Source organism: Nocardia sp. NPDC059229 (assembly GCF_042754165.1).
Taxonomy (GTDB): domain Bacteria; phylum Actinomycetota; class Actinomycetes; order Mycobacteriales; family Mycobacteriaceae; genus Nocardia.
Genome location: NZ_JBHZAK010000014.1, coordinates 237002 through 259669, shown reverse-complemented (window position 1 = coordinate 259669; position 22668 = coordinate 237002). Strand labels below are relative to the sequence as shown.

Annotated in this window: 21 protein-coding genes and 1 tRNA gene; 9 read left to right on the top strand and 13 right to left on the bottom strand. The window is 68.5% G+C overall.

Annotation, left to right across the window (positions count from 1 at the left end):
• Positions 1-277: 277 nt before the first annotated feature.
• From ACFXHE_RS29530 to ACFXHE_RS29520, 3 genes are all read right to left on the bottom strand, one after another.
• The gene (locus ACFXHE_RS29530) at positions 278-1084 is read right to left on the bottom strand and encodes an MBL fold metallo-hydrolase (protein WP_379387687.1); all 807 of its coding nucleotides are present in this window, start codon (positions 1082-1084) and stop codon (positions 278-280) included.
• A gap of 81 nt (positions 1085-1165) precedes the next feature.
• Positions 1166-1621, bottom strand: a complete 456-nt coding sequence (locus ACFXHE_RS29525; protein WP_379387686.1) for a RidA family protein — start codon at positions 1619-1621, stop codon at positions 1166-1168.
• Complete coding sequence (locus tag ACFXHE_RS29520) at positions 1621-1785, bottom strand: DUF4177 domain-containing protein (RefSeq protein WP_085996654.1); 165 nt, start codon at positions 1783-1785, stop codon at positions 1621-1623. Before ACFXHE_RS29520 ends, ACFXHE_RS29525 begins: the two co-directional genes overlap by 1 nt.
• 169 nt (positions 1786-1954) lie before the next feature.
• Between ACFXHE_RS29520 and ACFXHE_RS29515 the strand changes: the two genes are divergently transcribed.
• Positions 1955-2974, top strand: coding sequence for an ArsA-related P-loop ATPase (locus ACFXHE_RS29515; RefSeq protein ID WP_379387685.1), 1020 nt, complete (start codon positions 1955-1957; stop codon positions 2972-2974).
• 2 nt (positions 2975-2976) lie between these two features.
• Positions 2977-4155: an ArsA family ATPase gene (locus tag ACFXHE_RS29510; RefSeq protein WP_354839050.1), complete on the top strand. Its 1179-nt coding sequence runs from the start codon at positions 2977-2979 to the stop codon at positions 4153-4155.
• A gap of 124 nt (positions 4156-4279) precedes the next feature.
• Here ACFXHE_RS29510 and ACFXHE_RS29505 read toward each other — a convergent pair whose 3' ends face one another.
• Complete coding sequence (locus ACFXHE_RS29505; protein WP_033089817.1) at positions 4280-4603, bottom strand: WhiB family transcriptional regulator; 324 nt, start codon at positions 4601-4603, stop codon at positions 4280-4282.
• 300 nt (positions 4604-4903) lie between these two features.
• Here ACFXHE_RS29505 and ACFXHE_RS29500 point away from each other — a divergent pair, with 300 nt between their 5' ends.
• Positions 4904-7267: a penicillin-binding protein gene (locus tag ACFXHE_RS29500; protein ID WP_379387684.1), complete on the top strand. Its 2364-nt coding sequence runs from the start codon at positions 4904-4906 to the stop codon at positions 7265-7267.
• Positions 7268-7342: 75 nt separating this feature from the next.
• Here the strand turns inward: ACFXHE_RS29500 and ACFXHE_RS29495 are convergent, their stop codons facing one another.
• Positions 7343-7807 carry a GatB/YqeY domain-containing protein gene (locus ACFXHE_RS29495; RefSeq protein WP_379387683.1) on the bottom strand — a complete coding sequence of 155 codons (465 nt, stop codon included), beginning with the start codon at positions 7805-7807 and terminating at the stop codon, positions 7343-7345.
• 83 nt (positions 7808-7890) lie between these two features.
• On the opposite strand from ACFXHE_RS29495, the gene ACFXHE_RS29490 reads away from it, so the two are divergent.
• The 4 genes from ACFXHE_RS29490 to ACFXHE_RS29475 all read left to right on the top strand — a co-directional run bounded on the left by ACFXHE_RS29490 (position 7891) and on the right by ACFXHE_RS29475 (position 11240).
• Positions 7891-8856 (top strand): metallophosphoesterase, encoded by a 966-nt coding sequence (locus ACFXHE_RS29490; RefSeq protein WP_379387682.1) that lies wholly within the window; start codon positions 7891-7893, stop codon positions 8854-8856.
• A gap of 52 nt (positions 8857-8908) precedes the next feature.
• Positions 8909-10000, top strand: coding sequence for a hypothetical protein (locus ACFXHE_RS29485; RefSeq protein WP_379387681.1), 1092 nt, complete (start codon positions 8909-8911; stop codon positions 9998-10000).
• 30 nt (positions 10001-10030) lie between these two features.
• Entirely contained in the window at positions 10031-11101 is a 1071-nt protein-coding gene (locus ACFXHE_RS29480) for a hypothetical protein (protein WP_379387680.1), read from the top strand.
• A gap of 65 nt (positions 11102-11166) precedes the next feature.
• Positions 11167-11240: transfer RNA gene (locus ACFXHE_RS29475), tRNA-Pro, on the top strand.
• 177 nt (positions 11241-11417) lie between these two features.
• Here ACFXHE_RS29475 and ACFXHE_RS29470 read toward each other — a convergent pair.
• Entirely contained in the window at positions 11418-12278 is an 861-nt protein-coding gene (locus tag ACFXHE_RS29470) for a helix-turn-helix transcriptional regulator (protein WP_379387679.1), read from the bottom strand.
• Positions 12279-12442: 164 nt separating this feature from the next.
• Between ACFXHE_RS29470 and ACFXHE_RS29465 the strand changes: the two genes are divergently transcribed.
• Entirely contained in the window at positions 12443-13063 is a 621-nt protein-coding gene (locus tag ACFXHE_RS29465) for a YbhB/YbcL family Raf kinase inhibitor-like protein (protein ID WP_379387678.1), read from the top strand.
• Positions 13064-13121: 58 nt separating this feature from the next.
• On the opposite strand, the gene ACFXHE_RS29460 is transcribed toward ACFXHE_RS29465, so the two are convergent.
• On the bottom strand, positions 13122-14711 hold the full coding sequence (locus ACFXHE_RS29460; protein WP_379387677.1) for a succinic semialdehyde dehydrogenase: 1590 nt from the start codon (positions 14709-14711) through the stop codon (positions 13122-13124).
• A gap of 137 nt (positions 14712-14848) precedes the next feature.
• On the opposite strand from ACFXHE_RS29460, the gene ACFXHE_RS29455 reads away from it, so the two are divergent.
• A complete protein-coding gene (locus tag ACFXHE_RS29455; RefSeq protein ID WP_379387676.1) occupies positions 14849-15670 on the top strand; it encodes a crotonase/enoyl-CoA hydratase family protein in 822 nt (273 codons plus the stop codon).
• Between the two features lie 63 nt (positions 15671-15733).
• Here the strand turns inward: ACFXHE_RS29455 and ACFXHE_RS29450 are convergent, their stop codons facing one another.
• From ACFXHE_RS29450 to ACFXHE_RS29425, 6 genes are all read right to left on the bottom strand, one after another.
• Entirely contained in the window at positions 15734-17515 is a 1782-nt protein-coding gene (locus ACFXHE_RS29450; protein WP_379387675.1) for an ABC transporter ATP-binding protein, read from the bottom strand.
• A 208-nt stretch (positions 17516-17723) separates the two neighbouring features.
• Positions 17724-18494, bottom strand: a complete 771-nt coding sequence (locus tag ACFXHE_RS29445) for an SDR family NAD(P)-dependent oxidoreductase (RefSeq protein ID WP_379387674.1) — start codon at positions 18492-18494, stop codon at positions 17724-17726.
• A complete protein-coding gene (locus tag ACFXHE_RS29440; protein WP_379387673.1) occupies positions 18491-19201 on the bottom strand; it encodes an acetoacetate decarboxylase family protein in 711 nt (236 codons plus the stop codon). Before ACFXHE_RS29440 ends, ACFXHE_RS29445 begins: the two co-directional genes overlap by 4 nt.
• A 54-nt stretch (positions 19202-19255) precedes the next feature.
• A complete protein-coding gene (locus tag ACFXHE_RS29435) occupies positions 19256-20866 on the bottom strand; it encodes an acyl-CoA synthetase (RefSeq protein WP_379387672.1) in 1611 nt (536 codons plus the stop codon).
• 25 nt (positions 20867-20891) lie between these two features.
• A complete protein-coding gene (locus ACFXHE_RS29430; protein WP_379387671.1) occupies positions 20892-22145 on the bottom strand; it encodes a hypothetical protein in 1254 nt (417 codons plus the stop codon).
• Positions 22142-22660 (bottom strand): nuclear transport factor 2 family protein, encoded by a 519-nt coding sequence (locus tag ACFXHE_RS29425; protein ID WP_379387702.1) that lies wholly within the window; start codon positions 22658-22660, stop codon positions 22142-22144. The genes ACFXHE_RS29430 and ACFXHE_RS29425 overlap by 4 nt, the downstream gene beginning before the upstream one ends.
• Positions 22661-22668: the final 8 nt, after the last annotated feature.

Below are 22668 nucleotides of genomic sequence, written 5' to 3'. Positions count from 1 at the left end.
GTCATGACTTCGTGCGCGGCAGGCATGGGGCCAGGCTATCGACGGTGCGTGAGGGCGAGCGACTCCATTACGGGGCGCCCGGGGCGCGCACTTGGGGGCGGACACGTACATGACGGAGAATCGCTCCGTACGTCTACGAGTTCTGTACCCCCTGCCCGGACAAGGAGTTCTGTGCCCGCCCGGCCCCCCCCCCCCCCCCCGGGCGGCGGCCCCCCCCCGCCTCGACGCGTAAAGGACCAAACTCTTCGGAGTTTCAGGGGCTTCGCCCCTGAAACCCCTATACCTGTGAACGCAGGTACGCCAGCTGCGCTTCGACCGAGCTGTGGGCGGCCGGCCAGAGGCGCTTGTCCACATCGGCGTAGACCTCGGCGACGATCTGCAGCGCTTTGGCTTTGGGGCCGAGCTTCTCCAGGGCGGCGCGGACCTGGTTCAGGCGCTCCTCGCGGTGGGCGATGTAGTAGCGGATGACCGGTTCGGCGTCGGCGTGGTCGGGACCGTGGGCCGGGAGCAGAGTGCGGCCGGAAGCGACCGCCACTAGCCGATTCAGCGAGTCCAGATAGGCCGCCAGCGCGCCGTCCCAGGATTCCAGGACGGTCGTACCACTTCCGAGAACGGTGTCACCGGTGAGCAGCGCTTGCTCGTCGTCCGGGCCGTCGAGCAGGAAGCTGAGCGAGTCCTCGGTGTGCCCCGCGGTGGCGAGCACCGTGATGCGCAGCCCGGCGACTTCGATGACCTCGCCGTCGGTCAGGTGGGTGCCCGCCCCACGCAGGAACTCGGAATCCTTGGCGCGCACCGCGGTTCCGGTGGCCTTGACCAGGTGGTCGATACCGCCGGTGTGGTCGTGGTGCTTGTGGGTGATGAGGGTGAGGGCGATGTTCCCACCGGTCTCGCGCACCAGCGCCTCGGTGTGCGCGCGGTCCTTCGGACCCGGGTCCACCACAACGTATTCCGTGGCGCCGGGAGCGCGCAGCAGCCAGGTGTTGGTGCCCTGCAATGTCATTCCGCTGGGATTGTCGGCCAGCACGACGGCGGCGGACGGAGTCACTTGCCGCAGTTGCTCGTACGCGGGGTGAGTGAGCGTCATTGTTTCGTCCTAATGCACCGAGCGTGATGCGTCCAGAGTTGAACGCATCACGCTTCCGACTGTGCCCCAAGCATTTCGGGGTTACCGCACCTCGGCGATGAGTTCCACCTCGACCGGGGTGTTCAGGGGCAGCTCGTTGACGCCGACCGCGGAACGGGCGTGCACCCCGGCCTCGCCGAGCACCGCGCCGAGCAGCTCGGACGCGCCGTTGATGACCAGCGGCTGGCTGTTGAAGCCGGACGCGGAGGCCACGAAACCGACGACCTTGACGATGCGCACGACATTGTCCAGGCCGACCAGATCGTGCACGACCGCAAGGGCGTTGAGGGCGGCCAGCCTGGCCATCTCAGCGCCCTGCTCGACGGTGACCTCGGCGCCGAGCTTGCCGGTCAGCGGCAGCTCGCCGTTCACGAACGGCAACTGACCGGAGGTGTAGACGTAGTTGCCGGACCGGACGCCGGGCACGTACACCGCGACCGGCTTCGGAGCCGGCGGCAGTTCGAGCCCGAGCTCCTTCAGGTTCTCGGCCCAGGACATCAGCTCTTCGCCCGCTTCAGATAGGCGACGTGCTGTTCACCGGTCGGTCCGGGCAGCACCGTGACGAGTTCCCAGCCGTCGGAACCCCACTGGTCGAGAATGGCCTTGGTGGCATGGGTCAACAGGGGCACCGTCGCGTACTCCCACACGGTCACATCACTCATGCGCTGAGACTAGCCCCGGCCGGCTTCCCCCAGTTCCCCAGGCCCGCCGACTACGCTGCGGGATCAGGAAATACGAGTTTCCAGAGTGGTGTATCAGACAGTTGCCGAGTCCTGTGGGCAGGAATTCGGAACGAGTTATAGGCTCGCGAGCGTGGGAGTACCGATAGCAGTGCCCGTTTCGGTTGAGCCGGGGGTCGAAGCAGGTTGGCCGGAGCGGGCGGACAAGGCCCGCCTGCACTACGTTTCCGGGAAGGGGGGCACCGGGAAGTCGACCGTCGCCGGGGCACTGGCACTGGCGCTGGCCGCCGGGGGGCGCCGGGTGCTGCTGGTCGAGGTCGAGGGCAGACAGTCCATTGCCCAGCTGTTCGATCTCCCGCCCTTGCCGCCCACCGAGACTCGCATCGCCACCGCGGACGGCGGCGGCGAGGTGATGGCACTGGCCCTCGATGTCGAGCACGCCTTCCTCGAGTACCTCGACATGTTCTACAACCTGGGCTTCGCCGGGCGCGCCATGCGCCGGGTGGGCGCCATCGAGTTCGTCACCACCATCGCGCCGGGCCTGCGCGACGTGATCCTCACCGGCAAGATCAAGGAATGCGCGGTGCGCGCCGACAAGTCCGGCAAGCCCGCCTACGACGAGATCGTCATCGACGCGCCCCCGACCGGCCGCATCGCCAGTTTCCTGGACGTCACCCAGGCCATGGTCGAGATCGCCGGCGGCGGTCCCATCGCCGCGCAGGCCGAGGGCGTGTCCAAGCTGCTGCACTCCGAGCAGACCATGATCCACCTGGTCACGCTGCTGGAGGCGCTGCCGGTGCAGGAAACCGCCGACGCCGTCGCCGAACTCACCGCCAACGACCTGAATATCGGGACGGTCATCGTGAATCGGGCGAGCGAGGGCTACCTGCCGCGCTCGGTGCGCGAACAGGCCGCGCAGGGCACGGTCGACATCGACGCCCTGCGGGCCGGACTGACCGAGGCCGGGATCAGCCTGTCCGAGACCGATTTCGAGGGCCTGGTCGCCGAGACCGTGGAGCATTCCGCGCGGCTGGCCGCCCAGGACGAGAGCGCCGCCGAACTGGCCCAGCTCGACATCTCGCGGCTGTACCTGCCGTCGCTGACCGACGGCATGGATCTGGGCGGGCTCTACGAGCTGGCCGAAGTCTTGAGCGCGCAGGGGGTTCGCTAGTCATGGTCGTTCCGGCAGGCACTGTGCCCCTGGACATTTCGAAGATCCTCGCGGATCCGTCGGCCCGCATCGTGGTGTGCTGCGGCTCCGGCGGCGTCGGCAAGACCACCACGGCCGCGGCCATCGCGCTGCGCGCCGCCGAGTCGGGCCGCAAGGTCGTGGTGCTCACCATCGACCCGGCGCGCCGGCTGGCCCAGTCGCTGGGCGTGAGCGATCTCGGAAACGCCCCGCAGAAGGTCGAACTCGGGCCCGAGGCCAAGGGCGAGCTGTTCGCCATGATGCTGAACATGCGCCGCACCTTCGACGACATGGTGCTCGAGCACACCAGCCCGGACAAGGCCGAGCAGATCTTCGCCAACCCGATCTACCAGACCGTCGCGTCCTCCTTCGGTGGCACCCAGGAGTACATGGCGATGGAGAAGCTCGGGCAGCTGGCGTCCAAGCGCGAGTGGGACCTGATCGTGGTCGACACCCCGCCCTCCCGCAATGCCCTGGACTTCCTGGACGCGCCGAAGCGGCTGGGGAACTTCCTCAACGGCAAGATGATCCGGGTCATCATGGCCCCGGGCCGCGGGGTCGGGAGGTTCGTGGCGGGTGCCATGAGCCTGGCGCTGCGCGGCGTCTCGACCATTGTCGGCGGTCAATTGCTCAAAGACGCCAGTGTCTTCTTGCAGTCACTGGAGTCCATGTTCGGCGGCTTCCAGGATCGCGCGGACCGCACCTACGCCATGCTGTCGCGGCCGGGCACCCACTTCCTGGTGGTGGCCGCGGCCGAGCCGGACGCGCTGCGCGAGGCGAGCTTCTTCGTCGATCGGCTCTCGACCGACCGGATGCCGCTGGCCGGCCTGGTACTGAACCGGACCCACCCGGTGCTGAGCGGCCTGTCCGCGGAGGAGGCGCAGGTCGCCGCGGATCGGCTCGCGCCGGAGACCGCGACCAACGGCGCGACGCCGGAACCCGAGGCGGATACCCCGGAAGCCCTGGCCGCCGCGGTACTGCGCATTCACGCACACCGGGCGGCCACCGCCAAGCGGGAACAGCATCTGCTGCACCGCTTCACGGGCGCGCACCCGAGCGTTCCGATCGTCGCCGTCACCGCGCTGCCGTTCGAGGTCGCCGACCTGGAAGCACTGCGCGCGGTGGGTGATCAGCTGGTCGAGGCGGGCGTGAAGTCCGCCTGACAGAGTCAGGCAGTTCGACCCTTTGGTTTGAAATGCCCGATCCGACCCCGGACACGGATCGAGCCCGCTTTCGCGGGCTCGATCCGTTCTGCTTATAGGGGGGATCTGGGTAAGGGATACTCGGTTACATCGCTACCTTCTGTGATCGCTGGACGCGGAAGAAGTCCGCCCAACTCGTCACCTCCGGATGCTGCTTGAGCAGCGCGCGGCGCTGCCGCTCGGTCATGCCGCCCCACACTCCGAACTCGACACGGTTGTCCAGGGCATCCGCCCCGCACTCCATCAGCACCGGGCAGTGCCGGCAGATGGTTGCCGCTTTGCGCTGCGCTGCGCCACGCACGAACAGCTGGTCGGGATCCACTTCCTTGCATCGGGCCTGGGAAACCCAGGCGATTCTCGCTTCGGCCTGCTCCACGTCCAATCGAGCGATCGGGGTAGTCATGTGCATTTGGTGTGCCCCTTTGCAGTCCGAACACCGGGTCACGGCGCTCCAGAATCGCGAGTGCAGCGCGCAGTTACCCAACCCCACTGCGTTCTGCACCACATTCCACTTTGAGTGTTAGCTCTATCACACTGGGTTCTCAATCTAGGTAAAGGTGTGCGGCCTGCGCAAGACCGTCCCGAGATTTTCTGGTACGTCCGTCCACGCATTCGTTGCACGGAACCGGGCAGTCCGTCTCTTTTAGGACGAATGAACACCCCGCCGGGCGAACACCGAGTGTCCGCAAGGCCAATTAGGCTAGGGCCCGTGCCGATCACACGAACGCTCTGGAGACTGGCAGGCGCGTGCGTCTTGGCCGCCGTGTTGCTCGCCGGTCTGCTGTTCCCGCTCGCCGGTGGCTTCGGGTTCATCTCCAACCGAGCCGCGGACGCCGTCGACAATGTCTCCGCCGAACTCGTCGAGGGCAGTGTGCCCGCCGTCTCGACCATGGTGGATGCGAATGGGACACCGTTCGCCTGGCTGTACGAGCAGCGCCGCTTCGAGGTCCCCAGCGAGAAGATCTCCAATGACATGAAGCTGTCCCTGGTCTCGGTGGAGGACAAGCGCTTCGCCGACCACCACGGTGTGGACTGGCAGGGCACCTTCCGGGCCTTCCTGACCAACACGTCGGGCGGCCAGGTCTCCCAGGGTGGCTCCACCATCGACCAGCAGTATGTGAAGAACTACCTGCTGCTCGTCGTGGCCAAGACCGACGCCGAACGCCGGGCCGCCACCGAGACCACCCCCGCCCGCAAGATCCGCGAGATCCGGATGGCGCTGACCCTGGACAAGCGGCTCACCAAGGACGAGATCCTCACCCGGTATCTCAACCTGGTGCCCTTCGGCAACGGCTCGTACGGCATCCAGGACGCCGCGCAGACCTACTTCGGCGTGGACGCCAAGGATCTGAACGTCGTGCAGTCGGCCATGCTCGCCGGCATGGTGCAGTCCAGCTCCAAGCTGAACCCGTACACCAACCCCACGGGCGTGCTGGAGCGCCGGAACACCGTGCTGGACACGCTGATCCAGAATGTGCCCAATCGCGCCGACGAGTATCGCAAGGCCAAGGAATTGCCCCTCGGCGTGCTGCCCGAGCCCAAGGGCCTGCCGCGCGGCTGCATCGCGGCCAATGACCGCGGCTTCTTCTGCGACTACGCGATGCAGTACCTGACCAACGCCGGCATCAGCCGCGATCAGCTCGAGAAGGGCGGCTACCTGATCCGCACCACGCTGGACCCGGCGGTCCAGGACCAGGTGCGCGACTCGCTGGCCGCCAACACCAACCCGAATCTGGACGACATCGCCGAGGTCATGAATATCGTGGCGCCCGGCCAGGATTCGCATCCGGTGCTGGCCATGGGCTCGAGCCGCGTCTACGGCCTGGACGCCAACGCGCATCAGACCGTGCAGCCACAGCCGTACTCGATGGTCGGTGACGGCGCGGGCTCGATCTTCAAGATCTTCACCACGGCCGCGGCCATGGAGAAGGGCCTGGGCATCAATGCCACGCTGGATGTCCCGTCGTTCTTCTCGGCCAAGGGCATGGGTAATTCCGGGACGCCGGGCTGCCCGCCGGAGACCTACTGCGTGAAGAACGCGGGCAACTACGCGGGCTCGATGTCGGTGACGCAGGCGCTGGCGACCTCGCCGAACACGGCCTTCGTCAAGCTGATCCAGGCCGTCGGGGTGCAGCCGACCGTCGATATGGCGGTGCGCCTGGGCATGCGTTCCTACACCCAGCCCGGCACCTCCGGCCACGGCAACCAGAGCCTGGCCGACATGATCAAGGACCAGAACCTGGGCTCGTTCACCCTGGGCCCGGTGGCGATCAACCCCCTCGAACTGTCGAATGTGGCCGCCACGCTGGCCTCCAGCGGCAAGTGGTGCCCACCCAACCCGATCAAGGAGGTGGTGGACCGCAACGGCAAGCAGGTACCGCTGACCCAGCAGGCCTGTGAGCAGGTGGTCGATCCGGGCCTGGCCAACACTCTCGCCAACGCCCTGAGCCAGGACGTGGTGAGCGGTACCGGTGCCGGTTCGGCGCACTCGGTGGGCTGGAACGTCCCGACCTCGGCCAAGACGGGCACCACCGAGACCCACCGGTCCTCGGCCTTCCTGGCCTTCACCAACTCCTTCGCCGGGGCCAGCTACATCTACGGCGACAGCCCGACGCCCGGTGAGATCTGCTCGTTCCCGCTGCGCAGCTGCGGCAGCGGAAACCTGTACGGCGGTAATGAACCCGCGAAAACCTATCTGGGCGCGATGAAGAACGTGCTCGACCACTTCCCGCCGGCGGCGCTGCCGCCGCTGGACGACAAGTACGTTCGCGGATCGAACAATTCGCAGATCCCGGATGTGATCGGCATGACCCAGGCGGAGGCCACCTCCACCCTGGTCGGGGCGGGCTTCCAGGTGTCGGTGACGACGCAGCCGGGCGCGAACAAGGGGACGGTCATGAACGTGTCGCCGAACGGGTCGGCCATCCCGGGCTCGGTGATCACGCTCTACGTGAGCGACGGCAGTCAGATCCCGGCGCCCGCGCCGAACGCGCCGCCCACGGTGCCGGGCTTGCCGAGCATCACCATCCCGCAGCTGCCGCCGATCCCGATTCCCATCCCGATCCCGCGGTAGGCAATCTCGCGGTGGGCAAAGGAAAGGCCCGGAGTGATTCACTCACTCCGGGCCTTTCGTATTAATAAGACAGTGTCAGAGTCGTGCCTTCACGGCGGCGGAGATCCGCGACCCGTCCGCGCGCCCCGCGGCGAGCGCCGTCGCGACCTTCATGACCTGACCCATCTGCTTCATCCCCGGCCGCTCCCCCAGCTGCTCGGCGACGTCGGCGATGGCGGTGTCGGCGATGTCGCCCACCTCGGCATCGGTGAGCTGGGTGGGCAGGTACTCGTCGATGATCGATTCCTCGGCGCGCTCGTTGGCGGCCAGTTCGCCACGCCCGGCCTGCTCGTAGACGACGGCGGCCTCATTGCGCTTCTTCGCCTCCTTCTGCAGGACGGCGATGATCTCCGCGTCGGAAAGCTCACGGGCCTCTGGTCCGGCGACTTCCGCGTTCTGAACGGCGGACAGCAGCATCCGCAGGGTGGCCAGCCGCAGCGTGTCCTTGCTCTTCATCGCGGTGGTCATATCCGACCGCAGCTTGGATTTGAGTTCCGACATGAGCGACACGGTACGAGGGACTTCTGTCGTGGTCCAGCTCATTTGACTCGATGTTTCTCCGCCGGGTCGCCTATTCTGGGCAAATGCCCGTCTTCTCGACCTCCGCCCTCAGCCGTGCCGCACTCGGAGCCGCCGGGGCCGCGGTCGCCGGAATCGGATACGCGACGCTCATCGAGCGCAATGCCTTCACGCTGCGTGAGGCGACACTACCGGTGCTGGAACCGGGCAAGCCCTCCCTACGGGTGCTGCACATCAGCGACCTGCACATGATGCCCGGGCAGCAGTTGAAGCAGGCCTGGCTGCGGGAGCTGGACCGGCTGGAGCCGGATCTGGTGGTGAACACCGGGGACAACCTCTCGCACCAGAAGTCGGTGCCCGCCGTGGTGCAGTCGCTGGGCGGATTGCTCGCGCGTCCCGGCATTTTCGTGTTCGGCTCGAACGATTACTTCGCGCCGGTGCCGAAGAACCCGCTCAAGTACTTCAACAAGGACCACAAGCGGGTCTACGGCGATCCGCTGCCCTGGCAGGATCTGCGGGCCGCGTTCACCGAGCGGGGCTGGCTGGATCTGACGCATGTGCGCCGCGATATCGAGGTCGCCGGGGTGCGGATCTCGACCGCGGGCGTGGACGATCCGCATCTGCAGCGGGACCGCTACGACACCGTTGCGGGTGCGCCGAATCCGCTGGCGGACTTGAGCATCGGGCTCACCCACTCGCCGGAGCCGCGGGTGCTGGACCGGTTCGCGGCCGACGGCTACGACCTGGTGATGGCGGGCCACACCCACGGTGGGCAGCTGTGCCTGCCGGGCTTCGGCGCCCTGGTGACCAACTGCGGGATCGACCGCGCCCGGGTGAAGGGCACCTCGCGCTGGGGCGCGCACACCCGGCTGCACGTGTCGGCGGGTCTGGGGACCTCGCCCTGGGCTCCGTACCGGTTCTGCTGCCGCCCGGAGGCGACGCTGCTGACGCTGGTCGGCGCGCCGCCGAAGAAGCCGGTCGCCGAGTCGGGGCGGGGCCGCACCGCGTCGTCGGAGGCCGTCGCGCGGTGAGCGCCCGCCGCGATATACAGCGCGGTATGTAGTCGTCAGTCAGGGGGCAACCGTGACCAGTGGAAACGACCACAGCAACGAGCCCGGCCGTCCGGAACCCGATCCGGACTGGTGGCAGGGTGTGCCCGGACAGGATCAGGCCTGGCAGCAGCCGCAACAGTCGCCGCAGCCGGGTTATGGTGCGCCGCAACCCAATCCGGGCTGGCAGCAGCCCGGCTACGGGCTGCCGCAGCCGACGACCCCGCTCACCGGCGGTCCGTACGGCCAGCCCTATCCGCCCGGTCCCGCCCAGTACCCGCCGACCCAAGCGTTCGGCGCGCCGCAGGGCTACGGCCAGCAGCCCGGCTATGGCCAGCAGCCGCCCTATCCCCCGCCGCCCGGTGGCGGCAATCGCCGGGTATGGCTGTTCGCCGGTGTCGGCGTGCTGGTGCTGGCGATCATCGCCGCGGTGGCGGTCGTGGCGCTGGTGCACCGGAACTCGAACGACGCCTCGGCGAAGTCGAACACCACGCCGTCGCTGATCAGCGCGCTCACCTCGACCGCGGCCAAGCCCACCCCGTCGGGCCGGCCGACGACCGCCAGGACCACCGCCCCGAAGGCGACCAGCACGCCCGCCGCGGTGATCCCCGGGTACCAGGTGGTCACGATCCCGGACAACGGTGCGGCATACGACATTCCGCAGGGCTGGAAGGTGGACGGCACCGGGCAGAGTACCTTCGGCAGCGGCGCGGACAGCATTCCGGTGGCCGGGCTGGCGCAGGACGGCATCGAGTACTGCCCGAAGTACGTGCGCACCAACATCTTTCTGACCCAGTCCGACGAGACGGATCCGGCGCGGGCGGCGGCCGACATCGGCACCCGGATGGGCCGCATCGGCTGGTCCACGTCGACGGGTGCGACGCCTGGCGCCTCCGAGTCCTTCCAGTCCTCTGACGGGCAGCTGCAGGGCATCTACATGGAGACCAAGGGCGCTGCCCCGGCTCCGGCGGCGGGCTGTGCCTCGACGTATTCGGTCTACACCTTCGCCTTCCCCGGCGACAGCGGCGCTTTCGTGTTCACCATCGCCGCGGACACCGGGGTGGACCAGTCCGTGGACGCCACCCTAGCGAAGAAGATTCTCGCCAGTATCCGCCCGATCCAGTAGGCGGCACGACTCGTCACAGGGGGTCCGACGATGAGCGGTGAAACCGACGGCCAGGACATCGATCCGGAGAAGACGACGTCCAGCGGGGACTGGTGGCAGGGGCCGGTGCACGAACGGCCGCAGCCCAGCCCGCCGCCCCCACATCCCCATCCGAGCCCGAATCCCCAAGCCTCCGGGCCGAATCCGATCCCGGGGCCCGGTCCGGCCTCGGGTCCTGGACCGTGGCCGGGCCCGAACCCGTACCAGTCGGGGCCAAACTCCTACCAGTCCTCGCCCTATCGGTCCGGGCCGAATCCCGTTCCGCCGAGCGCGAATTCGTACAGCACGGGCGCGTCGCCCTTCGCCGCCGGGCAACCGGGCGGCTTCGGGCCCCCGCCGGGCGGCAATCGCGGGCGGGTGTGGCTGCTGGCGGGCGCAGGCGCGCTCGTGGTTGCGATCGTGGCCGTCGTGGCGATCGTGATCGTGATGCACGATTCCGGCAAAGGCCCCACCCCGACCGCCGCGAAGCCCACCTCGATCACCAGCGCGCCCGCCACCACGCCGCGCACCACCACGGCCCCGGCGTCCACCCTGACTCCCCAGATTCCCGGCTATCAGGTCGACGTGCCCAAGGACCTGAAGGCCGCGTGGGACATCCCCAGCGACTGGAAGACCGATCTGACCGCCACCACCTACGGGAACGGCACCGACAGCATTCCCGCGGCGGGCTTCGCGGAGGAGGGTTCGGACTACTGCCCGAGCAATGTGCGGACCACCATGTTCCTGTCCACCTCGGATGTCTCCGACGCGACCGCGGCTGCCACCGATGTGGGTGCGCACGCCGCCCGCATCGGCTACACCACCAAGACCTCGCTCACCGCCGGCACCGCGCAACCCCTCGACACCAGCGACGGCCAGCTGCACGGCACCTTCCTGGAGACCAGCGGCGGCTTCACCGCTCCCGCGGGATGCGCCACCGGCTATTCGGTCTACACCTTCGCCCTCAGCGTGGGCGCCGGCAAGGGTTCGCTGGTGCTGGTGATCCTCGCCGACACGGGCGTGGATCGCTCGGTCACGGCCGATTTCGCGCGTAAGCTGTTCGCCACTTTTCGGCTGCTTTAGAGCACCTGACCAGCCGATTTAACGTCTGGACGACGGGTGCGCTAAGCTACTGCACGTTCGCTTCACGGGGTGTGGCGCAGCTTGGTAGCGCGCTTCGTTCGGGACGAAGAGGTCGCAGGTTCAAATCCTGTCACCCCGACTGTGTGGTTGAGACACAACTCGGCCCCTGGCTCTTTCGAGAGCCGGGGGTTTTGTGTTTTTCAGGGACCCCGCGTGTTTTTCAGGGACCCGCGTGTTTTTCAGGGACCCGCGTGTTTTTCAGGGACCCGCGTGTTTTTCAGGGGCCCCGCTTGTTTTCGGGGTTGGTTTTCAGTCGTCAGCCCGCGACCGGACGAAGGCGGGTGCCGCCCAGGCGGTCCGCGTGGTCGGTGAGGATGGTGCGCAGGGCGGCGGCGGACGTCGCGTCCACGGGCGTGAGGACCGTGATGCTGTGGTCGGCCCCGTCGGGGCTGGTGAGATTGTCGTAGCAGACCGTCAGGTCGCCCGCGCCGGGATGCCGGATGCGTTTGGTGCCGTGGCTGCGGTCCTGAACCGCATGGTCGTCCCACCAGGTGGCGAATTCGGGGCTCTCCGTGCGCAATTCGCCGATCACCTCGCGCAGGCGCGGGTCGTCGGGGTGGCGGGCCAGGTTGCGGCGCAGGTTGCCGACGGTCTCGCGGGCCACCCGGTCCCAGTCCAGCTGGGTGGCGCGGGTGGCGGGGTCGAGCAGGGTCAGGCGAGCGACATTGATGCCTGGTTCGAAGCCCGGGCCGAACAGGGCCGACGCGGCGGTGTTGCGGGCCAGCACGTCGAGGCGGAAGTCGGACAGGTAGGCCGGGAGCGCGGGCAGGCCGTCGAGGATGGCGCGCAGCGACTCCGGCGGGTCGGCCGGTCGGCGGCGGGTGGGCGGCTGGGCGCCACGGGCGATGAGATGCAGGTGCGCGCGCTCGGCGTCGGTGAGCCGCAGGGCGTCGGCGAGGGCGTCGAGGATGGCGGCGCCGGGGGTGCCGACGCGGCCCTGCTCGAGGCGGATGTACCAGTCGACGCTGACCGCCGCGAGCTGTGCCACCTCCTGCCGTCGCAGGCCCGGAGTGCGCCGCTGACCGACATTCGGCAGACCGGCCTGTTCGGGGGCCAGCCGCTCCCGCATGGCCCGCAGGAAGGCGCCCAGCTCCCTTCCCGATGTCGTAGTGTCCACGCTCGCACTCCTTCTCGCCGGAGCCCCGGCACCGCCCGGGCTCCCGGCCCTCAGCCTAGGGTGCGGCCGGGTGGCACGCGGGATACCAGGGTGCGGACGATCTCCCTGGCGATACCGGATTCCGAGAGTCTCTTCTTGTCAGTCGAACGACGAGGAGAACCGCCATGAATCGCACCGCACGTATCGTTTCCGCGACCTTCGCCGTGGCGGCCCTGTTGTCCGCCGCCGCCTGCGGCAGCGACCGGGATTCGTCCGCCGCGACCCCGAGCTCGAATCCGGTTCCGTCCGTTCAGGTTCGGGCCGTAGTCCCGGCGTCGGCCGCCCAGTTCACCGTCACCACCGCCGACGCCACGGCCGACCGTGCCTTCCCGGCGGACTTCTACGCGGGCGCCTTCGGCTGCACGGCCGCCAATCACGCCCCGCGCCTGCACTGGTCCGGCGCTCCGGCCGGAGCGAAGAGCTTCGCGGTCACCATGTTCGACCCGGACGCGCCGACCGGCGCGGGCTTCTGGCATTGGATGAACTGGGACATCCCCGCCGCCGCAACCGATTTCACCGCGGGCGCCGCGGGTGTGGCGGGCGCCAGCGACGCCGGTGTCCCCGGCTACCTGGGTCCGTGCCCGCCCGCCGGGGACCGGCCGCACACATACGAGATCTCCGTGCTGGCCCTGGACACCCCGACGCTGGACCTGCCCGCGGCGACCACCCCGACGGTCGCGTCGTTCTCGATGGGTGCGCACATCATCGGGGTGGCCCGGCTGTCGCTGACCGCGCAGCGACCCTGACCCGAACGCACGCCGGGTCCCGGCCACCCGGCCGGGACCCGGTGTGGTGGAACGGCTTTCAGCCCAGGTGCAGACGCCGCATGAGGCGCAGCGTGACCAGGGTGGACTTGAGCTGCTTCTCGTACGGCATGTTGGCGCGGGCCGCCATGATCTGCTTCTTCTGCACGCCGACATTGATGGTGTCGGTGTACTTGAGAATGCCGGCCGCGCCGTGGCGGGTACCGACGCCGGACTGCTTCACGCCGCCCGACGGGGTGCCCTTGGCGGCGTAGCTGGTGACGAAGCCGTCGTTGATATTGATGGCGCCGGCTTCGACGCGCTCGGCGAGTTTCGTTGCGCGGTCGATGTTTCCGGTCCAGATGCTGGCGTTGAGGCCGTACGCGGTGTCGTTCGCGAGCGCGACGGCCTCGTCCTCGGTGCTGTACTTGTAGATGCTGACCACGGGGCCGAAGGTCTCCATGGTGGCGTGGGCCATGTCCTTGGTGACGCCGGTGAGGACGGTCGGCTCGAAGAAGGCGGGGCCGATGTCGGGGCGGGGGTTGCCGCCGGTGACGACGGTCGCGCCCTTCTCCCGGGCCTCGTCGACGTGGGAGGCGACGCGCTTCATGTGGTCCACCGAGACGAGCGAGCCCATCTCGGGATCGAAGTCGTAACTGGCGCCCATCTTGCCGGCGAGGTCCTCGGCGGCAGCCACGAAGCGGCGCAGGTACTCGTCGTAGATGCGCTCGTGGACGTAGATGCGCTCGATGTGCATGCACGCCTGGCCGGTGTTGCCGAAGACGGCGAACACGGCCGAGGGGATGGCCTCGTCGAGGTTGACGTCGTCGAGCACGATCATCGGGTTCTTGCCGCCGAGTTCCAGGCTGCAGCCGATGAGGTTGCGCCCGGCCTGCTCACCGATGGTGCGGCCGGTGGCGGTGGAACCGGTGAACATGACGAACTCGACATTGTCGATGAGGGTGGGGCCGACGTCGGGGCCGCCGCCGCAGACCACCTGGATGAGCCCGCGCGGCAGGCCCGCCTGCTGCAGCAGTTCGATGCCGTAGAGGGTGCACAGCGCGGTCTTGTTGTCCGGCTTCATGATCACCCCGTTGCCGGCCATGAGCGCCGGGGTGGAGTCGGACATGGAGATGGCGAACGGGAAGTTCCACGGCGCGATGACCGCGACCACGCCCTTGGGCCGGTGCTCCTCGGTGGAGGAGGTGATGACCGGCATGGGACCGCTGCGCTTCTTGGGCTTGAGGGTCTTCTCGGCGGTCTTCAGGTAGTGGGCGATGACCATCGGCGTATCGCACGCCTCCTCGATGGCCATCCGTCGCGCCTTGCCGCAGCCGATCTGGATCAGGTCCGCGATGGTCTCGATCTCGGAGAGAATCAGCTCGTGCGCGCGCTCGAATACGGCGAGGCGGTCCTTGAGCGGCCGGGCGGCCCATTCCTTCTGGGCGGCGCGGGAGATCTCGACGGCGGCCTCGACGTCCTCGGGCGAGGACTGCGGCAGGTAGCCGACGACGTCGCCGGTGTAGACCTCGACCATCTCGAAGGGCTCGCGGGCCTCGCCGGCCTGGCCCGCCGTCACCATCGCGGTCAGCCGGTTGATGAGGGATTCCGTGACGCGCGGCGGAAGCTTCGCCTTGCTCGTTGTGCTCATGGGACTCTCTCCACTACTTGCCGCCCGTGACGGCGGTCACCATGATCCAAACTAGAACACGTTATTGTTCAGGACAACGGCGCGGGGTAGTTTCGTGCCGGAATCTTGGTTCGCCCATGTGGAAAGAAGGGTCGGCGATGACCGCAGCGACTGCTGAAACACCTAGCAACACCGAACCGCACGCTCTGGTCGAGAAGCGCGGCGCGACGCTGATCGTCACCATGAACCGCCCCAAGTCCAAGAACGCCCTCACCGGCGAGATGCTGGCGATCATGACCGAGGCGTGGGACACCGTCGACAACGATCCGGAGATCCGCTCCTGCATCCTCACCGGTGCCGGCGGCGCGTTCTGCGCGGGCGCGGATCTGAAGAACATGAACAAGCGCAGCCCGGACGATGGCATGAAGGAGGGCAGCGCGTTCGACCCGTCCCGCATGCCGGGTCTGCTCAAGGGCCGTCGCCTGACCAAGCCGCTGATCGCGGCGGTGGAGGGCGCGGCCATCGCGGGCGGCACCGAGATCCTGCAGGGCACCGATATCCGCATCGCCGGTGAGAGCGCCAAGTTCGGTGTCTCCGAGGCGAAGTGGAGCCTGTTCCCGATGGGCGGCTCGGCGGTGCGGCTGCCGCGCCAGATCCCCTACACCGTCGCCGCGGAACTGCTGCTGACCGGTCGCCACATCACCGCGGCCGAGGCGCTGAACTTCGGCCTCATCGGCCACGTGGTGCCGGACGGGACCGCGCTGGACAAGGCCCTCGAGATCGCCGAGCTGATCAACAACAACGGCCCGCTGGCCGTGCAGGCGATCCTGAAGGTCATCCGCGACACCGAGGGCATGCACGAGGAAGAGGCGTTCAAGATCGACGCCAAGGTCGGCCTGCCGGTCTTCCGCAGCAACGACGCGAAGGAGGGCCCGCGCGCCTTCGCCGAGAAGCGCAAGCCCAATTTCCAGGGCAACTAGGAATTCCGGGGACTGCCCCCGGAGCCGAGGTGGCGACGGACCTCTCACATCGCCACCTCACCGTCAGCGCGCGGCCAGTTCCTCGCCGAGGAAACCGCCGGACTGGTGCCGCCACAGCTGCGCGTACGTACCCTCGCCGCGCAGCAGCTCCTCGTGGCTGCCCTGTTCGACGATCCGCCCGCGATCGAGCACGATCAGCCGGTCCATCCCGGCCACCGTGCTCAACCGGTGCGCGACCACCAGCGCCGTACGCCCTTCCATCAAATCCCAGAGCGCTTGCTGCACAAGGATTTCGCTCTCGGAGTCGAGGGCGCTGGTGGCCTCGTCCAGCAGCAGGATCGGGGCGTCGCGCAGGATGGCCCGTGCGAGCGCGACCCGCTGGCGTTGCCCGCCGGAGAGTTTCACGCCGCGCTCGCCGATGAGCGTCTCCATGCCCTCGGGCAGCCCATCGGCGAATTCGGTGACGTGCGCGGCCTTTGCGGCGCGCCGCACCTCTTCGTCGGTGGCCTCGGGCCGGGCGAAGCGAATGTTGTCGCTCAGCGACCGGTGGAACATGGCCGGGTCCTGCGGCACGTAGGACAGCAGACTGCGCAGATCACGCTGCCGCAGGCGCGAAATATCCTGTCCGCCGATACGGATGACTCCGCCGTCGACGTCCATCATGCGCAGCAGCAGCTGGGTGAGCGTGCTCTTGCCGCCGCCCGACCGGCCGACCAGGCCGATGCGCGCGCCACTGGCCACATCCAGATCCAGCCCGCGGAACAGGGGCGGCGCACCCGCGTGGGCGAAGTCCACCCGCTCGAACCGGATGCCGGAGCCCTTGGGGCACAGCGGTTCCGGCTCGCTCGTGTCGAGCACCGTCGGCGATTCCAGCAGCAGTTCGGTGAACTGCGCGGCCTCGGTGGTGGAGCTCTCCAGCCGCCGGTAGATCTGGTTGAACCGGAACATGATGCCGGTGGCGTTCCAGTAGTAGGTGAAGGCCACCATGATCACCTCGACCGAGGCGTGCCCGCCGCCGATGCCCAGCGCGATCAGCAATCCGGAGACGTTCACGACCACCATCAGCGGCGTGACCGCGGTGTCGATGTAGAGGTTGTTGTAGTCCCAGGACCGCAACGACTTTCGCCGCTGCACCGCCACCCGCCGCCGATGCTCGTCGATCTCCTGCGGTTCGGCCGCGAAGGCCCGCACCGCCTGCATGTTCGACAGGGTGTCGGAGACGTGGCCCGATACCCGCGCGATGGCGGCCTCGCGGTCGTCGACCAGGTGCTGGCGCCGCCGGATCAGCGGGGCGACCACGACGCCACTCACCGCGATCAGGCCGAGCAGCACGACGACCAGCATCGGGTCGTAGCGCCACAGCACCACCGAGGCGAAGCTCAGCGGCACCAGGGCGGCGACGATCTCGAAGGCGAAGGTGTCGGCGAACTCCTCGAACCGGGTCGCGAAGCTCAGGGCGCGCTTGGTCAGCGAGCCCGCGAAGTTGTTGTGGAAGAACGCCGAATCCTTGGCCAGCAGTTCGTCCATGGCGGTGTTGTAGAGGCTCTCGATGCCGTAGGCGTCGAGACGGTTGAGACAGTGGATCCCCAACCGCCAGAAGACTTCCGCGATGAACAGCAACGCGCCGAACCCGATCACGTACGGCGCGAGTGTGCCGAACGAGGAGTCACCGGTGGCGGCCACCTTGCCCACGACCACCGCGACCAGGAGCGGCGCGATGTAGAGCTGGCAGATATTGCCGAGGGCGGGCCCCAGCATGGCCGGAATCGTGATTGCCTTGCGCCGGGCCATTTCCCGGCCGTAGTAGCGCAGAACCAGCCTGACAGCGGATGTGCGCGAACTCATCCATCCCCTCTCGAATAGGTGCTTCGAGCAGTGCAGACAGCCCAGAGTGCCTGGTGGGGAGAGGGCGCGCCACCGAATTATTGCTGTACGATAGCTGGTTTCGGCTCCGGCCGAAGGGTTTCAGCGCTGGGCAGCCGCAGGGCCGGCCGCCCAGCGCCGGGAGCGGATGCCGATCGGAGCACGTGCCGGCATCCACGTTCGGGGGGATTTACTCGGTGGGGTGCACCGTGCGCCGGACGATGGCACGCGCCAGGCCGGGCAGCAGCCTCCGCATGAGATACGCCGGTCGCGCCTGTCCGGGGAAGACGAACAGCGGCGACTTCGGTTTGGCCAGTGCCTTTTCCAGCGCGTCGACAATGCTCTCGGGCGTGGCGCCGCCGGCATTGCCCAGCACGCTGGCGTTCTCCTTGCGGACCGCGTCCAGGAACGGGGTCTCCACCATGGGCGGGCAGAGCACGAGCAGCCGCACGCCGGTGTCGTGCAGTTCGTAGGAGAGGCTGTCGGCGAAGCCGACCACCGCGTGCTTGGAGGCGGTGTACCCGGCCATGCCGGGTGAGGGCAGCCAGCCCGCGAGCGAGGCGAACAGCACCACGGTGCCCGCGCCGGCCTGCTTCATGGCGGGGATGACGGCCTGGCAGAGGTTGACGGTGCCGATGTAGTTGATGTCCATCATCTTCCGGATCTGGGCCACGTCGTGGTCCAGCACGGAGGCGTGCACGTGGGCCATGCCGGCCGCGTGCACCAGGCGGTCGATGGCGCCCAGTTCCGCGCGCACCTTGTCGACGACGGCGCGGACCTGCGCGGAATCCGACACGTCACACGCGTAGGTGTGGGTGTTGGGCGAGCGCGCGGCCATGGTGGCCAGGCCGTCGGCGTTCAGGTCGACCGCGGCCACCTGCCAGCCCGCGGCGGCGAGTCGCTGCGCGACGATGCGGCCCATGCCGCTGGCCGCTCCGGTGACGAGTGCTGTCCGGCTCATCGGACCTCCCGGGTCTGCAGTACCGTCGCGGCGTCCTCGAAGGTCATGCGGAGTGCGCCGATCCGGCTGGAGAACAGTGCGCGCGCGGGGAGTCCCAGCGCCCGCAATTGCTCGGAGACCGGATGGTCTCCGAGTTCGATCCGCGCACCGCCCGGCCGCCCCCGGACCTGGGCCGGATTCATGACCCACGGTGTGCGCCGCAGGATTCCGTTGCGGGCGGTGTACGCGTCGATGGATGCCCCGCCCGCGCCGCCGGGCATGCGGAAGCCGTCGGCGACCCGCAACGCGAGCACGAACTGCCCGTCGACGTGGACCTCGCAGCGGTGCCCGCGGCCGTCCGGCGTGATGTCGATATCGGCCATGAGCTTCGGGAAGCCCCAGATGGACTGTCCCGCTTCACAGGTGAAGCTCTGGTTGACCGGCAGCCAGTGGATGTACGCGCCGGTGCTGTTCTTGCGACCCGGCTGTCTGGCCATGAGCGAGAAGGCGAATTCGTGGTACGGCCCGAGGTCCCCGTCGATGTAGCGGACGAAGGCCAGGGAGAGCACGGCCCTTCCGGGCAGCGTCGTGATCGGCTCCAGCCCGGTGCTGGTCAGCAGGTCGGGGGCCGCGGCGGCGTCGACGAGGAACAGCGCCGAGCAGGCGTCCGCGTGCCGGATCTGCACCGGCATGCGGACCTGTTCGCCGAGTACGGTATGCGCCTCCATGCCAGAATTAGAACAGGTTTCAGTGACGAACGCCGGTCGTTTCACCGAGTTTCTTCACCTCGCCTCGTAGTCGGGTCCCCGCTCGGCCACATAACCCTTGGCCCAGCGATAGTCGGGCTTGCCGCTCGGCGTGCGCGCGACGGTCTCGGCCACCCAGATCCGCCGCGGCAGTTTGTATCCCGCGAGACGCGCCCGCACGTGCTCCGCCAGCGCGGCGAAGTCGATCGCGCCCGCGGCCGGCGAAACCACGGCCGCCACCAGCTGCCCCCAGCGCTCGTGCGGCACCCCGATGACAACCGCGTCGTAGACGGCGGGATGGGCCTTGACGGTGGCCTCGACCTCTTCCGGGAAGACCTTCTCCCCGCCGGTATTGATGACCATGTTGCCGCGGCCGATCAGGGTGACCGACCCGTCGGACTCCACGCGCGCGCGATCGTCGGTGATGACCATGCGCACCCCGTCCACGGTGCGGAAGAGCTTGTCGGTCTTGACCGGATCCTTGTAGTAGCCGATCGGCACATTGCCGGTCTTGGCCACCCAGCCCTCGCCGCCCGGCGCGACGGGCCGCCCGGCGTCGTCCACCACCAGCGCCCCGCGCCCGGTGTGCACCCGCGGCGCGCGGGCCGGATCGTCGTCCTTCTGCGCGAATCCGATACCGCCGAAACCGGTTTCGGAGGAGCCGATGGATTCGGTGACCAGTGTGTTCGGGAACAGTTCCAGCAGTGCGTTCTTCACCGGCTGGGTGAGCTGGGCCGCGCCGGAGCCGATGGAGATCAGCGAGGACGCGTCCACCGGCGCGGCCCGGTAGGAGTCCACCAGCGGCCGGGCGATGGCGTCGCCGGTGACCACCAGGACCTGGGGGCGCTCCCGCGCCACCACCTGCCACACCTCGTCGGCGTCGAAGCGCGGCTGGAACAACACCGCGTTGCCGGACCACAGCGCGGTGAAGGTGGGCATCATGGCGGCGGCGTGGATGAGCGGCGGCAGCACGAACCAGGTCATGGGCGAAGGGTTCTCGGCCCCCGCGCGGGATTGCTGGTACTCGTCGGCGACGGGTTCACCTGTGTAGAAGTCGATGCCGCCGCCCAGCACCCGCCACATGTCCTCCTGCCGCCAGACGACACCTTTGGGCAGGCCGGTGGTGCCGCCGGTGTACATGATGAAGTGGTCGTCGGCGCTGCGCGGCCCGAAATCCCGGTCGGGCGAACCGGATTCGAGCGCCTGCTCGTACAGGACGGAGGCGGTCGGCAGCCCCGCGCCGCCCTGGTCGTCCTCCACTACCAGGGTGTGCCGCAGCTTCGGCAATTGCGGCCGGATCTCCTCGATCAGCGGCGCGTAGCAGCGGTGGTGCACCGTCATCTCGAGGTCGGCGTTGTCGTAGACGTAGCGCAGTTCCTCCGCGCGGTACCGGTAGTTGATATTGACCGGCACCGCGCGAATCTTGTAGCAGCCCAGCAGTGTTTCGAGACTCTCGATGCTGTTGTGCATGTGGAAGCCGACGTGGGTCCCCGGTCCCGCGCCGGCGGCGGCGAGGTGGTGGGCCAGCCGGTTGGCGCGGGCGTCGAGTTCGGCGAAGGTGCGCCGGCGCGGGCCCTCGATGACGGCGGTCCGGTCCGGCACGGCGTCGGCGGAGTGTTCGTAGAGGTCGGCGAAAGTGCACGCCATGGCCGTATCTCCTGGTGTGTTCCGGCTACAGGACGGTGAGCGGCAGCGGGGTGCCCCGATCGGTGAAGGTGAAGGCGGCCCCGGAGCTGAACCGGGTGATGGCGACCTCGTCGGACTCGCGGTACGGCAGGTCCGCACAACCGATTTCGAGGGTGAGGCCGCACTCGTCGACGGCGCGGACCCGGGTGTGGAAGCGCGGGTTGACCGCGCGCACCAGTGCGTCGAGCGGGGCCAGGTGCTCGGGGTCGAGCAGGGCGGGCCACGCGCCGTCGTCGATCGCGCCGCAGCCCCGGCCGATCCGCAGTTCCACCAGTTGTTCGCCACCGGTGGTCTCGGTGGCGACCTCGATGTCGACGTAGGCGGCCGGATTGAAGGCCGGATGCAACCGCAGCACCTTGGCCAGCGCCGCCGCGTCGTCGCCGAGCCCGAGCGCCGTGCGGATGCGCTCGGCGGTGAGGCCGGCGATTCCCGTCCACTGCTTGCGCAGGATATCCAGCGCCACATCGGGTTTCGTCCGGGCTTCGACGGCGGTCCTGTAGCCGAGGGTGAGCAGATGGTGCTGCAGGCACACCTCGTCGGCGATCCGGATGAGCGCTGAGCGGGAGAAGTCCGCGAAGCGCAGATCGCTCAGCAGCGGACCCGAATAGTCGTACTGCCCCGGATCTTCCGGGTCGATGGGCGCCAATACCGTGGCGGCGGCCTCGGATCCGGCCACCACCTGCGCGTCGTCGGGCGGGACCGGTGGCTCGTGCGCAGGATCGATGGTGACCGTCCACGCGCACACCGGCTTCCGGTCGGCGGGCTCGCGGGGTGGGCGGTGCACCGGGCGGACCTGTGCGTAGGGATTGGTGGCCAATGCGGTCGCGTCGAAGGTGGGGTCTTCGATGTCGTGGCACATGGCGACCACGAACTCGGTGCCCATCGGTTCCACGTCGGCGAGCGCGCCGCAGTGGTCCAGATGGAATTCGCCGTGGTCGTGGTCGATCACCCGGAAGCGGAAGTCCATGAATTGCGGTGGCGCGCCGATATCCAGCTGGAAGCCCTTGAAGATGGCGTCCACGCCCTCGCCTGTGATGTCGAGCGCCCGCCGCATCCGCCGGGTGTAGACCGGGCTGGCCAACCGCCATTCGTCGATCGCCACCGCCGTCATGCCCTCCCGGCCCAGCGCGCCCAGCACGTGCGCCATGCCGGAGCGGTCGATGAGGTGGCCGCACAGGAGCAGCTCCGGAACCAGCAGGGCCAGTTCGGATCTGGTCAGGGCTTCGAATCTGCTGTTCACCACAGGGGCACCGGCCCCTTTCCGACGGGGTACCAGCCGGGCAGCGGTTCGCCCGTCATGGCCCGCTCCATGCGCTTGCGCATTCCGGACGATAGCGCGTCGTTCGAGATCATCTCGACGAAAAGCGCGGTCACATTGCCGAAGTCGAAGAAGTCGCGCTGCCAGGACCACTGGTAGTCGCCCGCGTAGCGGAACCAGCTGCCGCCGATACCCTCCGGACTATAGGGCCGGCCATCCGCCCGCCGGCCCTCGTTGACCTGCTTCCAGAAGCCGATGACGCTGCCGCTGCGCTCGTCGACCACGAATTCCTGATACGGATAGGTCCAGCCCTCCAGGCCGAACATCTCCTGGCCGAGCGCGATGTCACGGATCTCGTCACGGCCGACGGCCATGAACTCCTGCTGCGGACCGTAGTTCCAGCCGTAGGTGGCGTCCTCGGTGTAGAAGTGCTCGAGCGGCTTCCAATCGCCCTGGGCCTCACACCGTTTGTTCTCGTCCACCCAGCGGCGGATCATCTCGTCGA